The 15,529-nt window shown below is 66.6% G+C and carries 15 protein-coding genes; 4 read left to right on the top strand and 11 right to left on the bottom strand.

What is annotated here, in order from left to right; genetic code table 11:
* Nucleotides 1-51: 51 nt before the first annotated feature.
* A complete protein-coding gene (locus FFS25_RS08555) occupies nucleotides 52-516 on the top strand; it encodes a single-stranded DNA-binding protein (RefSeq protein WP_137802575.1) in 465 nt (154 codons plus the stop codon).
* 9 nt (nucleotides 517-525) lie between these two features.
* Nucleotides 526-1,119 (top strand): hypothetical protein, encoded by a 594-nt coding sequence (locus tag FFS25_RS08550; protein WP_171004150.1) that lies wholly within the window; start codon nucleotides 526-528, stop codon nucleotides 1,117-1,119.
* Between the two features lie 65 nt (nucleotides 1,120-1,184).
* Here FFS25_RS08550 and FFS25_RS08545 read toward each other — a convergent pair whose 3' ends face one another.
* On the bottom strand, nucleotides 1,185-1,922 hold the full coding sequence (locus tag FFS25_RS08545; protein ID WP_137802574.1) for a DUF6349 family protein: 738 nt from the start codon (nucleotides 1,920-1,922) through the stop codon (nucleotides 1,185-1,187).
* A gap of 238 nt (nucleotides 1,923-2,160) precedes the next feature.
* On the opposite strand from FFS25_RS08545, the gene FFS25_RS08540 reads away from it, so the two are divergent.
* Nucleotides 2,161-2,562, top strand: a complete 402-nt coding sequence (locus FFS25_RS08540; protein ID WP_249933832.1) for a sulfate permease — start codon at nucleotides 2,161-2,163, stop codon at nucleotides 2,560-2,562.
* Nucleotides 2,563-2,663: 101 nt separating this feature from the next.
* On the opposite strand, the gene FFS25_RS08535 is transcribed toward FFS25_RS08540, so the two are convergent.
* From FFS25_RS08535 to FFS25_RS08485, 10 genes are all read right to left on the bottom strand, one after another.
* Nucleotides 2,664-2,993 (bottom strand): histone-like nucleoid-structuring protein Lsr2, encoded by a 330-nt coding sequence (locus FFS25_RS08535; RefSeq protein ID WP_283957209.1) that lies wholly within the window; start codon nucleotides 2,991-2,993, stop codon nucleotides 2,664-2,666.
* A gap of 190 nt (nucleotides 2,994-3,183) precedes the next feature.
* Nucleotides 3,184-3,390: a helix-turn-helix domain-containing protein gene (locus FFS25_RS08530; protein WP_169797999.1), complete on the bottom strand. Its 207-nt coding sequence runs from the start codon at nucleotides 3,388-3,390 to the stop codon at nucleotides 3,184-3,186.
* A gap of 82 nt (nucleotides 3,391-3,472) precedes the next feature.
* The gene (locus FFS25_RS08525) at nucleotides 3,473-4,741 is read right to left on the bottom strand and encodes a tyrosine-type recombinase/integrase (protein WP_137802572.1); all 1,269 of its coding nucleotides are present in this window, start codon (nucleotides 4,739-4,741) and stop codon (nucleotides 3,473-3,475) included.
* A gap of 365 nt (nucleotides 4,742-5,106) precedes the next feature.
* The gene (gene nrdF, locus FFS25_RS08520) at nucleotides 5,107-6,084 is read right to left on the bottom strand and encodes a class 1b ribonucleoside-diphosphate reductase subunit beta (RefSeq protein WP_040560293.1); all 978 of its coding nucleotides are present in this window, start codon (nucleotides 6,082-6,084) and stop codon (nucleotides 5,107-5,109) included.
* Between the two features lie 783 nt (nucleotides 6,085-6,867).
* Entirely contained in the window at nucleotides 6,868-8,973 is a 2,106-nt protein-coding gene (gene nrdE, locus FFS25_RS08510; protein ID WP_137802610.1) for a class 1b ribonucleoside-diphosphate reductase subunit alpha, read from the bottom strand.
* 74 nt (nucleotides 8,974-9,047) lie between these two features.
* Complete coding sequence (gene nrdI / locus FFS25_RS08505) at nucleotides 9,048-9,485, bottom strand: class Ib ribonucleoside-diphosphate reductase assembly flavoprotein NrdI (protein ID WP_051990374.1); 438 nt, start codon at nucleotides 9,483-9,485, stop codon at nucleotides 9,048-9,050.
* Nucleotides 9,486-9,683: 198 nt separating this feature from the next.
* Nucleotides 9,684-9,920, bottom strand: a complete 237-nt coding sequence (gene nrdH, locus FFS25_RS08500) for a glutaredoxin-like protein NrdH (RefSeq protein WP_006213334.1) — start codon at nucleotides 9,918-9,920, stop codon at nucleotides 9,684-9,686.
* A 397-nt stretch (nucleotides 9,921-10,317) separates the two neighbouring features.
* Nucleotides 10,318-11,460 (bottom strand): glycerate kinase, encoded by a 1,143-nt coding sequence (locus FFS25_RS08495; RefSeq protein ID WP_137802571.1) that lies wholly within the window; start codon nucleotides 11,458-11,460, stop codon nucleotides 10,318-10,320.
* A gap of 54 nt (nucleotides 11,461-11,514) precedes the next feature.
* On the bottom strand, nucleotides 11,515-12,636 hold the full coding sequence (locus FFS25_RS08490) for a tartrate dehydrogenase (RefSeq protein ID WP_006213336.1): 1,122 nt from the start codon (nucleotides 12,634-12,636) through the stop codon (nucleotides 11,515-11,517).
* Between the two features lie 114 nt (nucleotides 12,637-12,750).
* Nucleotides 12,751-13,680, bottom strand: a complete 930-nt coding sequence (locus FFS25_RS08485; RefSeq protein WP_137802570.1) for a LysR family transcriptional regulator — start codon at nucleotides 13,678-13,680, stop codon at nucleotides 12,751-12,753.
* Nucleotides 13,681-13,815: 135 nt separating this feature from the next.
* Here FFS25_RS08485 and FFS25_RS08480 point away from each other — a divergent pair, with 135 nt between their 5' ends.
* On the top strand, nucleotides 13,816-15,441 hold the full coding sequence (locus tag FFS25_RS08480) for an SLC13 family permease (protein WP_171004148.1): 1,626 nt from the start codon (nucleotides 13,816-13,818) through the stop codon (nucleotides 15,439-15,441).
* The last annotated feature ends 88 nt before the right edge of the window (nucleotides 15,442-15,529 follow it).

The raw sequence follows: 15,529 nt of genomic DNA, 5'->3' as shown, positions 1-15,529 counted from the left end.
AGCAGCGAGCAGAAGTCCTGGTCGCCACGCACACCGGAAGGAGGTCGCGTCATGGCCATGAAGACCGGCTCATCGGTCTCGGGGTTCATCGCCACGGACCCACAGTTGACCTATGGGCAGCAAGGAGTCGCCCGGTTCTACGCCCGGATGGGCATCGAACACTACAGGCGCGAAGACGACGGCACGTTCACCCGGCTCGAGCCGAGCTTTCATAATCTCGTTGTCTACCGCAAGACCGCCGAACACGCCGCCGAAGCCTTCGAGAAGGGGGATCGCTTCGTCGCCGACGGGTACGTGCGTGAGTACACCTACGACCGTGATGGCCACCAGCACGGTGGCGAGGAATTCGTCGCCCGCAAGATCGGCCACGACGCCGCCCGCTCGACGTACACCGTCGACCGGGCCTCGCAGAACGAGGGCCTGACGCAGGAGCAGGTCGCCGCCCAGCGTGCCCAGGCGTTCGAGGCACCCGAGCGGCCGGCACAGCAGCCCGAGACCGTCGCGATGGGTCAGTAGGAGGATCCCATGGATGAAGACGACATCACTCCCGGCCCAGAAGCTGTACCCGAGCCAGATGAGCCCGAACCCGACTCGCCAACCCCACCCACCAGTGGGCCCGCGGCGCTGGACGAGCCGCCGGGTCCGGTCAACTGGAACCTTCTCGGTGCGGAGGAGGCCGAAGAAGCCTGGCTGGAGCTCAACCGGTGGGTGGACTGGTTGCGTCACGAGTTCGGGCTGCCGGCGGCTGTGATTCCTCCGTACTGGCACCGCCATCCGGAGTTGGTCTGGGAGCTCAGCGCCCTGCACATCCACTGGCTGTGCGCCTATGACCCCCAGCAGAACGGGTCCGCACCCATCGGGTGGCTTCGGGACTTCGCCGAATCCCGGCAGCGACTGCGCGATTGGGTCGCTGCGTCGGGGACCAGGCTGGATCGGGACCGCCCGACCCGGCAGACCGTCTGGCCAGGTGAGGAGCAGGCAGAACCGATCGAGGACGCCGCTATCACTGACCGTGATGCCGACTTCGTGAACTTCGTCGTCTCCGACGTCGCTCGCCGAGAACAAGCCGAGGAGGAATATTACGCCCGGCTGGACCCCGAGACCGGCGAACTGACCTGACCCACCCGCCGCACAGTCTGAGGGCCGGAACCGATAGTGGTTCCGGCCCTCCTTGCATGCTCGCCTCACCGGGACAGCTCAGGACCGACCTGCCTGGACTGCCCGGGCGGCGAGGCCGGTACGAACGGCGGCAGCTCACGCCGAGGTGCCCGCGAGGACATCTCCGGGGCGGCGGGGCGCTCGAGTGCGGTGTGGGAGAGGTCGTAGCCGTCCCACGGCGAGTAGTGGTGCACGTGCCGGGTACCGGAGGAACTTCGCTCGGTGATGATCGGTGCGCCGGGGACCTGCATGTGCTGCGGATAGCGCTCGGTGATCCACTTCATCGCCAGCTTCGACAGCGTCGCTCCACCGTCGCGGACGCGGATCGCTGCCGGGAGGACCGGCAACTCACGCCATCCGGGCACCGCGTGATCGTGCCACGCTTCCACGGCCGTGTTGTCGTCCTCGGCAATCACGTGCCAGTCGCAGGGCTCGCAGATCATCTGCGTGAGCATGCCGCCGGGGCCCTCGTGCCCGTCCTCAGGGTCGAGTTCGGCGCCGAAGATCTCCCCGCGGTGCTCACCGAACTCGGTTCCTCCACCGTTCCATCCCTCGCGATGCCACATGTGACTGCGTTTCCAGGAACCGAGGGACCCGTTGAGGAACTTCCAATGCTCGAAGGCCTCATCGAACCGGGCTGGGGTGAAGTAGTCCCGGGTGAACCCCAGCGGCGCGCCTTCCCATTCGTCCAGGCGTGCGCGGGCATCCTCACGGGCCATCGCGTCGAAGTCGAAGGCGAGTTGCCCGTCGGTGTGTTCTGGCATGATGATGACCTCCCTCGCGGGGCAGGTACACCATTCGTCGCGCAACGGAGCACACTCGGCGAGGGCCGCACGGACTTGTCGCTCTTCCACCGTCGTGATCGAGTCGGTAGACTGTGACGTAGGCGATACAAGTTAGCTACGCTGTCGCATCCTCTGGGTGCGGTGGTTGACAGGTCAGGGAACACCGCCCCTGGCACGTCCCTCCCGAAGATGCGTCGCCTCTTTGGAGGACTGTGCCATGCTCCGCACCATACTCGTCACCAGCATCCGTACCCGCGGGATCCTGCGGGCCTGGCTCCCCAGCAACATCCTGCTCGACTTCATCCGCACGCGCGCCGGCCTAAAGTGGGGCGTGCCCGCCATGCTCATCTCCAGCGTCTACTTCGCGATCGCCTACTGGTGCACCGTCGCGATCGACAACGGCGGGCCCGGGTGGTTGCACCTGGTCTTCCTCGTGTGCGTCTGGTCGGCGTTCAAGTTCCTGATTATGGGTCCGGTGAGCCTCGTCCTGCTGGCCAATGCACGCGGCGTCGAACGCGTGCAACGTCAACGTGCAGCACAAGCCACTACTGAGGTCTCAGACGGAGACGAGTCAAACCCCGCCGCGACGAGTCCACAGAAGGATCCCGCGGCGTCGTGACCTGCTCGGCCAATTGAGCTGCGCCATCTGGTTGGGACGGCATCGCGATAGGCGTGCCGACGCTGGATCGTGCTCGTACCCTCTCGGCGAGGTCGTCCGGCTCAGTGTGCGGCGTTGTAGGCGTCGATGGCGGCGTTGGGGACCCTTCCGCGGGCAGGAACGTCGTGCCCGTTCTCTTGAGCCCACCGGCGAATTTCGCTGAGCTTGTAACCGCTGCGCTGTCGCGTGTCCGCGCTACGTGCACGCGAGGACGCTTGACCCTTCACAGATCGCGCCACGCGCAAGTAAGGGGGCAGTGCGTCGTGTAGCTCCTGAGCGTGACTGCTGGAGAGGTCAATCTCATAGATCCGCTTGTCGAGCCCGAATGTGACTGTCGTCCCCTCGCCGGGTTCGAGCACCGTGCCGTCGAGATCGTCCACGAGTAGTTCGATGGTCTTCCTACTCAGGGGAGGAGTCTATGCTCCCGGCGATCCCGGCCATCGCGGCGCCTCCTCATTGAGACTGGCTCTCTGGTCTGAACTGGATGGGATGGAACTCGTGTGGTTCCGAATCCGAGACTTTGCGACCCGCCGCACGAGTGAGGGGGCGGGCCCAGACGCCCCGCCCCCTCACTTGCCTTTCTCATCTCACCGACGGGATCTCGACGAGTAGGCGGTCATGCAGCTCGTCCAGGTCAACACGGATCAGGCGTCCGACCCGATAACCATGGATGGTTCCGTCTGCGATTCTGCGCCGCAGCGTCTTGACCGAGACGCCAAACTGGTCTGCCGCTTCCGTCAACGACACCAAGTCGGGTCTCGACGATTCTGATCGACTGCGAATGTCCATCACTTGTCCTTTCAGCTAGCGAGTTCCCCTCCCTTCACAGGTGTCCATCGGTGTCCGGGGAGGACTCTGCTGACTCGCTCTTCTAGGCGGCAAGCTGAGCATCGACGCGGTCACTCATCCGATTGGCCAGCTCCCGGTCACGAGTCATCGTGGAATGCTGGTAGCGGAGCACGACCCGCATGTCAGCATGGCCGCCTCGGCGCATCAACTCAGCCAGCGTCGCACCCTCTTGTGCAAAGAGGGTCAGGCCGGTGTGCCGAAGGTCATGGAACCGGAATCCCGGCGGCACGCTCTTGGCCGTATCGCGGGCGTCACCCCAGAGATGCCCCCACTTGGTGTGTGACAGCGGCACGCTGCCGCGGACGTTGGTAGGAACGACTGGAGCCTTCGCTTCGGGCGCGACGTTGTCTCGCAGATGTTCCTTGAGACGCTCCACCATGTTCCGCGGAACGCTCAAGGCTCGCTTGCCAGCCTCGCTCTTCGGATCCGACATAGCGCCCGTGTTCGCGTTGAACTGCCGGCGCACATGCAGAGTGGCGGTTCCGTCGTCATGCCACTGGATGTCCCGGCGCTGCAGTCCGAGGCACTCGCCACGGCGCAGCTGGCACCAAGCGGCAAGCAGGACCATGATCGAGTACAGATCCGGCGTCGCCTCGTAGAGGGCTTCGACCTGTTCCGGACTTGCAACGTCATCCTCTGGATCATGATCGTGATCATGCCGTACCGATTCCTGCTTGGGGATCGAAATGGGAGGTGCCGCCGGAATAATCCCGTCTCGAGCTGCCTGTCGCAGGATCATCATGAGCACGATCAGCACCGGACGGGTGATGCCGTTGAACTTCGACTTCGGATTCAGCGGCGCCGGAATCTGATCCAGACGATGGGTCATGACCCGAATGCGAGCCAGGTCAATGTGTCGGATCTCCGTGTCGCCGAACTCGGGAATCAGGTATCCGGTGACCTTGCTCTTGTAGGAACGCACCGTGGCGATCGCCCGCTTCTTTCCCCCGCGTGTCGGTTCGAGGCGAATGAATTCGATCCAGCGCTCGGCGTACTCGGTGAAACCGATCGACCTCGCTTCCTCGGCTTCCGCTTCCGCTCGACGCCGAGCCGCGACGACCGAGGGTGGCTCCCATTCTCCCTGCGCGATCTTCGTGTGCACGCTGGCGAGCCACGTGCGAGCGTCGGTCTTGGTGAGGAACGTCAACGGCTTGTCGTCCTCCGTGCGGGCCGAGTGCATCTGCCCGTCTGGGGCCGGGTAGCGCGCCTGCCACCGTCCTGACGGGAGCTTCCGAAGGCTCCCCCAGGTCTCGCGCTTCGGCGCCGTCTCACGCTTCTTCGTGGTGCTCATCGTGCCCTCCAGGTGCCGCGAATGGACTCACGCGGACCGTCATGCCACTCCGTGCCACTAGGTCGCGCAGTCCCTTCAAACCGGCCTCTCACCTGGCCTTTTACGGACCTCGACGCGAGCCCAATGGCACGCTGTGGCACGCAGCTGGTGGCACGCAGCCCCCAAATTTCGGGCTTCGAGCCACCCCGCGCTTGGCTGGAAGGTGCGCTCGTGCCACCCCCGTGCCATACCGAACGGATACTGATGTTCATCTGTGCTCTCCTCTGTCCTTCGGATGGAGGCACGAAAAGAGGCCCGGACCTGCAGAAACCTGCAGGTCCGGGCCTCCCATCAGCCCTTTCGGGCCTCGAGCAAGCTCTGGGGTCTTAGAAGTCCCAGTCCTCGTCCTCCGTGTTCACGGCCTTGCCGATCACGTAGGAGGAACCGGAGCCGGAGAAAAAGTCGTGGTTCTCATCGGCGTTCGGGGACAGCGCGGAGAGGATCGCCGGCGAGACGTCGGTCATCTCCTTGGGGAACAGGGCCTCGTAGCCGAGGTTGTTCAGCGCCTTGTTGGCGTTGTAGTGCAGGAACTTCTTGACCTCCTCGGTCCACCCCACCGCGTCGTAGAGCGACTCCGTGTAGGCGATCTCGTTCTCGTAGAGCTCGTCGAGCAGGTCGTACGTGAAGTCCTTGAGCTCGGCCTGGCGCTCAGGGCTCTCCTGCTCCATGGCGCGCTGGTACTTGTAGCCGATGTAGTAGCCGTGCACGGCCTCGTCGCGGATGATCAGGCGGATCAGATCAGCCGTGTTCGTCAGCTTGGCGTGCGAGGAGAAGTGCATGGGAAGGTAGAAGCCCGAGTAGAACAGGAAGGACTCCAGCAGCGTGGAGGCCACCTTCTTCTTCTGCGGGTCATCGCCCACATAGCGGTCCAGGACGATGTCGGCCTTGCGCTGCAGGAACTCGTTCTCCTCGGACCACCGGAAGGCGTCGTCGATCATCTTGGTCGAGGCCAGCGTGGAGAAGATCGACGAGTACGACTTGGCGTGCACCGACTCCATGAACGCGATGTTCGTGTAGACGGCCTCCTCGTGCAGCGTCACCGCATCCGGCAGCAGTGACACGGCGCCCACGGTGCCCTGGATGGTGTCCAGCAGGGTCAGCCCGGTGAAGACCTTCATGGTGAGGTCCTGCTCCTGAGGCGTGAGCGTGTTCCACGACTGGACGTCGTTGGACAGCGGCACCTTCTCGGGCAGCCAGAAGTTGGCGGTGAGCCGGTCCCAGACCTCATCGTCCTTGGGGTCCTGGACCCGGTTCCAGTTGATGGCCTTGGCGTGGTGGCGGGTGAGCTCCACCTTCTCGCTCATCATGATGAACTGACTCCTCGCACGTGACGTCTGCTTCAAAGTAATGGGGGGCGTCTCCCGACGCCCCGAACCACTGTAGCCCGGGTAGCTACAAAAGCGGCGGCCAGATAACGGTGGCGGCGCTCACCAGGAGCATCGGCGCCGCGGCCGACTGGGGACTGCAGCTGGTCGTGTCTCCTTGGCACGACGACAGATGGGGCTTGAACCAACTGGTGGCCCAAACCCCATCCGTAGAACGCAGGGGACGTCGGTCCCCTACTTCTTGTTCACCCGTCTCTGCGCCTCACGTGCCGACCTGCGGATCCCAGCGGAGTCGGGCTTGACGCCTGCTCGTCGAAGACCACGCCGCAACGAGCTCTCGAGCTGACGACGCTCAGCGTCGCTCATCTGGACAGAGACGTCGTCGCGCTTCATCGTCCGCTCCGGCCGCTGCCGTTGTTAGTTCCGTCCACGAGGACGTAGCTCTGCCCCGGCTTGGGTGAGGGGGGGCAGGGGCCGTCCCTGGATGGAAGTGATCTCCACCCCCTGTGATCCCCCGCGGGGACCAACGAGCTCATACTGCCCGCTGTAGGGAGCGGGCGTACCAGGTGTGTAGTTCGAGGGAGCCATCAGAGCTCTCCTTTCAGGTACCCAGACCTGAGGATGCCTCCTGTTGAGACACGCGATACTCGCGTATGGTGTCGGGTGCCTACGCGGCGCCCGGGCCATACGGCCTGGGAGGTTGAGGCGGTCCTGCAGCAACAGGGCCGCCTCAAGTCTTTGGGGACGTCTTCGTCCAAGTCATCACAGCATGCAGGAGACGCAGCCCTCGATCTCGGTGCCCCCAAGCGCGAGCTGACGGATGCGCGAGTAGTACATCGTCTTGATGCCCTTGCGCCACGCGTAGATCTGCGCCTTGTTGACGTCGCGGGTGGTGGCGGTGTCCTTGAAGAACAGCGTCAGCGACAGGCCCTGATCCACGTGCTGGGAGGCAGCGGCGTAGGTGTCGATGATCTTCTCGTAGCCGATCTCGTACGCGTCCTGGAAGTACTCCAGGTTGTCCTGATCCATGTGGGGCGCCGGGTAGTAGACACGGCCCAGCTTGCCCTCCTTGCGGATCTCGATCGGCGCGGCGATCGGGTGGATCGACGCCGTCGAGTGGTTGATGTAGGAGATCGAGCCCGTGGGCGGGACGGCCTGCAGGTTCTGGTTGAACATGCCGTGCTCGGCCACCTGGGCCTTCAGCTCGCGCCAGTCTTCCTGCGTGGGGATGTGGATCTCCGACTGGGCGAACAGCTCGCGCACGCGCTGCGTGGCCGGGGCCCACTCCTGCTCCGTGTACTTGTCGAAGTACGAGCCGTTCGCGTAGTCCGAGTTCTCGAAGTTCACGAACGTGGAGCCGCGCTCCTTGGCCAGCAGCATCGAGGCCCGCACGGCGTGGTAGGTCACCGTGTAGAAGTAGATGTTCGTGAAATCGACACCCTCCTCCGAGCCGTAGTGGATGCGCTCGCGCCCCAGGTAGCCGTGGAGGTTCATCTGCCCCAGCCCGACGGCGTGGGACATCTCATTGCCGCGACGGATGGAAGGCACCGAGTCGATCTGCGAGAGCTCGGAGACGCTGGTGAGTCCGCGGATGGCGGTCTCGATGGTCTGCCCGAAGTCCGGGGAGTCCATGGTCAGCGCGATGTTCAGCGATCCCAGGTTGCAGGAGATGTCCTTGCCCACCGTCTCGTAGGTGAGGTCGTCGTGGTACGTGGAGGGCTCTGAGACCTGCAGGATCTCGGAGCACAGGTTGGACATGATGATCTTGCCCTCGATGGGGTTGGCCTTGTTGACCGTGTCCTCGAACATCACGTAGGGGTAGCCCGACTCGAACTGGACCTCCGCCAGGGTCTGGAAGAAGTCGCGCGCCTTGATCTTGGTCTTGGTGATCCGGGCGTCGTCGACCATCTCGTGGTACTTCTCGGTGACGTTGACGTCCGAGAACGGCATGCCGTAGACGCGCTCGACGTCGTAGGGCGAGAACAAGTACATGTCCTGGTTGTTCTTGGCCAGCTCGAAGGTGATGTCCGGGATGACGACGCCCAGCGACAGGGTCTTGATGCGGATCTTCTCGTCCGCGTTCTCGCGCTTGGTGTCCAGGAACTTGTTGATGTCCGGGTGGTGCGCGTGCAGGTAGACCGCACCGGCGCCCTGGCGAGCCCCGAGCTGGTTGGCGTAGGAGAACGAGTCCTCCAGCAGCTTCATGACGGGGATGATGCCCGAGGACTGGTTCTGGATCTTCTTGATCGGGGCACCGGACTCGCGGATGTTGGTCAGCGCGAACGCCACGCCGCCGCCGCGCTTGGACAGCTGAAGTGCGGAGTTGATCGAGCGGCCGATCGACTCCATGTTGTCCTCGATGCGCAGCAGGAAGCACGAGACCATCTCGCCGCGCTGCTTCTTGCCCGCGTTCAGGAACGTGGGGGTCGCCGGCTGGAAGCGCCCGGAGATGATCTCCTCGACCAGGTGCTCGGCCAGCTCGCGGTCGCCGTCGGCCAGGTAGAGCGCGACCATGACCACGCGGTCCTCGAAGCGCTCGAGGTAGCGCTGGCCGTCGAAGGTCTTGAGCGTGTACGAGGTGTAGTACTTGAACGCGCCCAGGAACGTCTTGAAGCGGAACTTGTGCCCGTAGGCGAGCTTGGACAGCTTCTTCACGAACTCGAAGTCGTACTTCTCGAGGACCTCGGGCTCGTAGTACTGGTGCTCCACCAGGTAGTCGAGCTTCTCCTTCAGGTCGTGGAAGAAGACGGTGTTCTCGTTGACGTGCTGCAGGAAGTACTGGCGCACGGCGTGGCGATCGGCGTCGAACTGGATGTTGCCGTCGGCGTCGTACAGGTTCAGCACGGCGTTGAGCTCGTGATAGCCCATGCCGCGGAACTTCTCGGGGACCTTGGGATCTTCGTGGCCCCAGCCGGAGACGCCGGCGTGGGAGGTATGGGTGGTCACTGCCACAGCTTCATCAGTCCTTCGTTCACATTGGCGACGTCCTGCTCGGTGCCCATCAGCTCGAATCGGTAGAGCAGCGGGGCATCGCACTTGACGGCGATCTTCTGGGCGGCGAGGCAGAAATGCTCGCCGAAGTTGGTGTTGCCGGCCCCCAGGACCCCGCGCAGCTGACGGCGGTTCTCCTCGAGGTTGAGGAACTTCACGACTTGCGGGGGCACTGCCCCCGAGCCGCCGGGGCGGCCGTAGGTGGGCACAGCCAGCACGTAGGGCTCCCGGACGACGGGGGCCTCCTCGTGGGTGCGCAGCGGCAGGCGCAGCGAGCGGGCGCTGAGCTTCTCGACGAACTTGTGCGTGTTGCCCGAGATCGACGAGAAGTAGACGACGAGGGGGTCGCCCGAGCTCGGCGACGTGCGATCGGTGGTCTCGGCGGCCAGCCGGTCGCGCTCAGCGGCCGCGCGGCGCAGATCAGCGATGAGTGCGGACAAGGCAGTCACTCACTTCTCAAGCGGTACGACGGGTCCCGGACGAGCCGGGGTGCGGGGGCGACCATGGTGCTCGACGGCCGGACCGGGCACCGATCCCCCTCTCGGGAGACGAGCGCCGCGCGGTCCGGCCGTCGTGGTCGGAGAGCTTCAGGCGGAGACGCGCACCGCGAGCTGGGAGATCATGTCCGGGCGGTAGCCGGACCAGTGGTCCTCACCGGTCTCCACGACCGGGACCTGCTGGTAGCCCAGGCTCACGACGTGCTCGTAGGCGGCCTGGTCCTCGGTCACATCGACGACGCTGTAGTCGATGCCCTTCTTGGCGAGCGCACGGTAGGTGGCGTTGCACTGGACGCAGGAGGGCTTGCTGTAGACGGTCACTGACATGTCGGTGATCCCTTCCTGTTCATGGGGGTGAGTGGCGTGGTGAGAAGAGCCGCTCCGAGGCCTCCGGCTGGTGCCGGTGCTCGGTGCAGGACCGCCGTTCCGGGGGCTCCGATCGGTCCGCGTCATCCGGGCCGCTCTGGTTCCTGCGCTGGATAGAGATACTACATCTAGTGCCGCACCCACGGCACGACCCCAAGATGATGTGTGATGGTCAGATTCGTCACCATCGGGCCGCCTCCCCAGGATGTCCACAGACCGGGTGTCCTCACCGGCCGCTGCGGACCGCGTCCCCACGCGCATCGGGCGTGACGAAGGGGGCGTCATCCACACCTGGGGACGCCCCCTTCGAGCAGCCTGTGCACCGGCGAAATCTCTTGCCGCGCGGCGTGTCATGACGTCATGGGACCTGATCGGCCCCTTCCGCCAGCTCCGCCCCGATCTCCCGGCCGATCTCGACCAGCAGCGTCCGGGACAGCTCGGTGTCCCGCGCGCAGTCGGCCTGTGTGCGCCCGCTCAGCGAGCGGATGCGCGCGATGCCCGCCTCCGGGGCGGTGTCCGCGCCCAGGGCGTTGTGCCCCACGACGGCCTCCACCCGCGCGGGGGCGGCCCGATGGGCGACGACGGCCGGCAGCTTGCCGGACAGGGTCTGGCTGTCGATCCGGCCCTCGCCGGTGATCACCAGATCGCAGCCGGCCGCGGCGCGGTCGAAGCCCAGCAGGTCCAGGAAGTGATCCGCCCCGGAGGCGATCCGGGCCCCGAGCAACATGGCCGCGAATCCGAGCCCGCCGGCGGCACCCGCAGCCGGGCGCTCGGCCAGCTCGGCGGCATCGGGGCGGATCCCGGCCAGCTGCCGGACCAGGTGCTGCAGGCCGGATTCGAGCTGCTGGACCTCCTGCGGGTCCGCGCCCTTCTGCGGTGCGTAGACCGCAGCGGCGCCGTCGGAGCCGAGCAGGGGGTTCTGGACATCGCTGGCGGCCACGAGCTCGATGCCCGTGAGATCCACCGCGCCCGTCGCCTCGATCCGACGGATCTCCGCCAGCCCCAGGCCGCTGGGGTCCACGGGGGCGCCGTCGGCGTCCAGGAATCGCCACCCCAGTGCGGTGAGCATGCCGATGCCGCCGTCGGTCGAGGCGCTTCCGCCCAGGGCCAGGACGATGCGCTCGGCGCCGAGCCCGAGAGCCGCACGCACCGCCTCCCCCAGGCCGCGACTGCTCGCCGCACCGGCATCGCGGCGGTCATCGGGCACCATCTGCAGCCCGCTCGTGGTGGCCGCCTCCACGATCGCGGTGGCCTCCCGCAGAGCGATGGCGGTGACGGCCGGATCCCCGAGCGGGCCCGTCACAGGCGCCTCATGCGCGGCGAAGCCCGCCGAGAGGCCGGCCTCCACGCTGCCGTCGCCGCCGTCGGCCAGAGGCAGCTCGCGCACCTGCGCCCGCGGCACGACGGCCCGGATCCCCTCGGCCAGCGCAGCGGCCACCTCGCGGGCGGTCAGGCTGCCCTTGAACTTGTCCGGAGCGATGAGCACGTTCGGCGATGGCATGAGGGGACCTCGGTTCTCAGTGGTGCGGTCGGCGGCAGATCCGGTGGGTGCCGCTCAGACCGTCTCGTAGGCGGCGTCGGCCTCGGGCTTGGGCTGCGCGCTGGCCAGTGCCTCGATGATCGCCTGCGTGACCTCGTCCGTCGAGCTCGTGCCGCCGATGTCGCGGGTCAGGTGGCCGGCCCCCGTCGTGGCCTCGATCGCCGCCTCCAGGCGGCGCGCCTGATCGGAGAGGCCGAACTGGTCGAGCATCAGCGCCGCGGAGGCGATCGCGCCGATCGGATTGGAGATCTCCTGACCGGCGATATCCGGAGCGGAGCCGTGGACCGGCTCGAACATCGACGGGAAGCGCCGCTCCGGGTTGAGGTTGGCACTGGCGGCCAGGCCGAGACTGCCCGCGAGCGCCGAGCCCAGGTCCGAGAGGATGTCGGCGTTGAGGTTCGAGGCCACCACGACCGAGAGGTCCTCCGGGTGCAGGATGAACTTGGCGCTCATGGCATCCACCAGCACCGACTCGTTCGCCACGTCCGGGTACTCGGCGGCCACGCGCTGGAAGACCTCGTCCCACAGGACCATGCCGTACTGCTGGGCGTTCGACTTGGTCACCGAGGAGACCTTCTTCACCCGACGGGTGCGCGCCAGGTCGAAGGCGAAGCGGATGATCCGCTCGCATCCCTTCTCGGTGAACAGCGACGACTGGATCGCGACCTCCTCGCCGGGGCCGCGGCCCGAGAGGTTGCGTCCGCCCAGTCCGGCGTACTCCCCCTCGGAGTTCTCGCGCACCACGATCCAGTCGAGGTCCTCGGAATCGGCCTTGCGCAGCGGCGACTGCACGCCGGGCAGGAACTTCACGGGGCGGATGTTGGCCCACTGATCGAAGTTCTGCGTGATGTTCAGGCGCAGGCCCCACAGGCTCACGTGATCCGGCACGGACTCCCAGCCCACGGCGCCGAAGTAGATCGCATCGAAGTCGCGCAGCTGCTCCAGGCCGTCCTCGGCCATCATCACACCGTGCTCGGCGTAGTAGGCCGAGCCCCAGGGGAACTCCTGCCAGTCGAAGGCGAAGGCGCCGTCGGAGGCCTCGGCCATCGCGTCGAGGACGCGGCGTCCGGCGGCGACGACCTCCTTGCCCACGCCGTCGGCGGGGATGGAGGCGATGCGGAAGGTCTGCTCAGCCATGATCGGCCTTTCGTCGAGGTGCGGCGCCGCGGGAGTCTGCGGCTGGGATCCAGTAGAGACCGCGACGACTCGATCGGTCCAAGACCGCATTGCGATCCCCTCCATAGGAAGGGCCTATCCAAGTTGCGGGGTCGGGAGCTCGTCTCCGTCCGGGCCCTCCTCACGAGCGTGCTCGCGGGCATGGCCCAGGAAGGCGACGGCCAGCGGGGTCAGATCGGCGGTGCGGCTGATCAGCGAGATGTGCAGCGGCGGCCGCGGATCCAGGGGCAGCGCCGTCAGGCCCATCGCCCGGGCCGTGGGCATCCACGACGACGGCAGGATCGCGTGTCCCACATCGGCCATGACCAGCGGCAGGATCGAGGTCCGGTGCGCGGCTTCCACCACGATGCGCAGGTCGATGCCCTCGGCCAGCGCCTCGTCCAGGACCTGGCGCATGAGCGAGCCGCGCTGCGAGGCGATCATCGGCTGTCCGGACAGCTTCGCCAGAGGCACGGCCTCGAGCCCGTCGAAGGCCCGCGAATGCCGGGCCAGGACGATCATCAGGTCCTGCCGCGGCAGCGGCTGCACATCCACCGCGGCGCTGCAGAACGGCTCGGGGGTGCCCAGCAGGCCGAGCTCGGCCGAGCCCTGGCGCACCGCGTCGACGACCTGCTCCGGGGTGAAGGCCGCCTTCACAGCGATCCGCACGCCCGGGCGCTCGGCGGTGAATCCCGCCACGAGCGTGGCCAGCGGCTCCATGGCCGGCGACGGCATGGCGATCATCTCGAGCCTGCCCGACAGCGTCTCCGACAGCTCCGCGGCCGCGCTGCGCGCCACCTCGAGATCCCGCAGCACGATCCGCGCGGGTCCCACGAGCGCCTTCCCGGTCTCGCTGAGCACCACGCCTCGGCCGCTCCGGTGGAACAGGGGCACACCCAGCTCGGACTCCATCCCCTTGATCGTCTGGGACAGCGACGGCTGGGCGATGTACAGGTGCTCGGCGGCCCGGGTGAATCCGCCGTGATCGACCACGGCCAGGAAGCAGGTCAGCTGACGGATGTCCATGGAAGCAGCCTCATCTCTCGGGGGCCGCGGAGACGACTCATCGGCCCTGCCTATGCGAATGGTAGCTATCCTGACTTGGACGTGGCCTGCGTCACAGGCGCAGGGTGAGGGGACCCTCGTGAGGAAGGACCTCCAGTGACCGACACCAGCCCCATCTCCTGGGCTCGGGACGCCTCCCGGCGCACGGATGTGCGCTCCGCCCTGCTCGGCGGCAAGACGTTCCGCAGCCTGAGCGAGCAGAAGCTCTCCCCGCGGGAGGAGAAGTTCGAGCGAGCCCGCCAGACGGCCGGCTTCTTCGTCGCTCCCGCCATCGCGATCCTGTTCGCGCTGCTGCCCGTGAACCTCGAGCCGGATCAGCATCTGCTGGCCTCCGTGCTGCTGGGCGTGATCGTGCTGTGGATCTGCGAGCCGGTGCCCATCCCCGTGGGCGGCCTGATCGGCGTCGGCGCGATCGTCGTGCTGGGCGTGGCGCCGGCCGGCGACGTGCTCGCGCCCTTCGGATCGACCACGATCTTCACGTTCATCGGCGCGTTCATCCTGGCCCAGGCCATGCTCAAGCACGGGATCGCCCAGCGCGTGGCCCTGTTCGTGCTCTCGCTGCCGGGCGTGGGGCGCTCGACCTACCGGGTGATCATCGCGTTCGGCGTGATCACCTGCATCCTCTCGGCCTTCGTCTCCAACACCGCGACGGTGGCCATGCTCATGCCCACCGCTCTGGGCATCCTGGCGGTGATCGCCCAGCTGATGCAGGACCGAGGCATCGTCAAGGAGGACTTCGATCCGCTGCGCCTGCGCGTGGGCGCAGCACTCATGCTCATGCTGGCCTACGGAGCCAGCGTCGGCGGCCTGCTGACACCGGTCGGCTCCCCGCCCAACCTGATCGGCCGCGGCCTGATCGAGGAGGCCATGGGCATCCGGATCTCGTTCGCGCAGTGGATGGTCATGGCCTTCCCGATCTGCCTGGGGATGTTCATCGTTCTCGCCGCGGCCATGTTCCTGCTCAACCGGCCCGAGGTCCGTCGCCTGGACGGCGTGGAGGACTACGTCCGCGAGCAGCGCGAAGCCCAGGGCCCCATGGATCGCGCGGCCAAGAACACGATCATCGCCTTCGGCGTGACCATCACCCTGTGGCTGCTGCCGGCCGTGGTCAGCCTGTTCGCGGGCACCGACTCCGAGCTCTACATCTTCATGGACGACCGCCTGGACAAGGGCATCGTGGCGGTGCTCGGCGCCTCCCTGCTGTTCATCCTGCCCAAGGACTGGGCCAAGCGGGAGCCCACCCTCACCTGGTCCGAGGCCGCCAAGATCGACTGGGGCACGATCCTGCTCTTCGGCACGGGCATCATCTTCGGCTCCATGCTGGCCGACACCGGCCTGGCCGAGACCATCGGCACCGGCGCCTCCGAGAACCTGGGGGTCACGAGCCTGGCCGCGATCACGGTGTTCTCCGCAGTGCTGGCCGTGCTGATCTCGGAGACGACCTCCAACACGGCCGCCGCCGCCGTGATCGTCCCGATCGTCATCCCTCTGTGCCAGGCCATGGAGGTCGATCCGTTGGTGCCCGCCATGGCGGCCACGTTCGCGGCGTCGTTCGGGTTCATGCTGCCGGTCTCCACGCCGCAGAACGCGATCGTCTACGGCACCGGCGCAGTGCCCATGGTGCGGATGATCCGCACGGGCGCGGTGTTCGATGTCCTGGGCATCATCCTCATCGTGACCATGGTGCCGGTGATGGTGGGGCTGGTCGGGCTCTCCGGCTGAGGCCCCCGGTCTGATCCGCCGAGGGCGCGGCCCCGAAGCCATCCAGGCCTCGGAGGCCGTGCTCCTGCGGGGGCCGTCGTGGACGGCG

The organism is Kocuria sp. 2SI, from assembly GCF_005502825.1.
GTDB classification, from domain to species: Bacteria; Actinomycetota; Actinomycetes; order Actinomycetales; family Micrococcaceae; genus Kocuria; species Kocuria palustris.
The sequence above is the reverse complement of the archived record's forward strand: the minus strand, read 5'-3'. Positions and strand labels throughout refer to the sequence as shown.

What these genes read in the sequence shown, in the direction of transcription:
- nrdH (WP_006213334.1), bottom strand. Translation starts at nt 9,920, where the DNA reads ATGTCAGTGACCGTCTACAGCAAGCCCTCCTGCGTCCAGTGCAACGCC.
- nrdF (WP_040560293.1), bottom strand. Translation starts at nt 6,084, where the DNA reads ATGAGCGAGAAGGTGGAGCTCACCCGCCACCACGCCAAGGCCATCAAC.
- FFS25_RS08540 (WP_249933832.1), top strand. Translation starts at nt 2,161, where the DNA reads ATGCTCCGCACCATACTCGTCACCAGCATCCGTACCCGCGGGATCCTG.
- FFS25_RS08490 (WP_006213336.1), bottom strand. Translation starts at nt 12,636, where the DNA reads ATGGCTGAGCAGACCTTCCGCATCGCCTCCATCCCCGCCGACGGCGTG.
- nrdE (WP_137802610.1), bottom strand. Translation starts at nt 8,973, where the DNA reads ATGGGCTATCACGAGCTCAACGCCGTGCTGAACCTGTACGACGCCGAC.
- FFS25_RS08555 (WP_137802575.1), top strand. Translation starts at nt 52, where the DNA reads ATGGCCATGAAGACCGGCTCATCGGTCTCGGGGTTCATCGCCACGGAC.
- FFS25_RS08550 (WP_171004150.1), top strand. Translation starts at nt 526, where the DNA reads ATGGATGAAGACGACATCACTCCCGGCCCAGAAGCTGTACCCGAGCCA.
- FFS25_RS08485 (WP_137802570.1), bottom strand. Translation starts at nt 13,680, where the DNA reads ATGGACATCCGTCAGCTGACCTGCTTCCTGGCCGTGGTCGATCACGGC.
- FFS25_RS08495 (WP_137802571.1), bottom strand. Translation starts at nt 11,460, where the DNA reads ATGCCATCGCCGAACGTGCTCATCGCTCCGGACAAGTTCAAGGGCAGC.
- FFS25_RS08530 (WP_169797999.1), bottom strand. Translation starts at nt 3,390, where the DNA reads ATGGACATTCGCAGTCGATCAGAATCGTCGAGACCCGACTTGGTGTCG.
- FFS25_RS08545 (WP_137802574.1), bottom strand. Translation starts at nt 1,922, where the DNA reads ATGCCAGAACACACCGACGGGCAACTCGCCTTCGACTTCGACGCGATG.
- FFS25_RS08525 (WP_137802572.1), bottom strand. Translation starts at nt 4,741, where the DNA reads ATGAGCACCACGAAGAAGCGTGAGACGGCGCCGAAGCGCGAGACCTGG.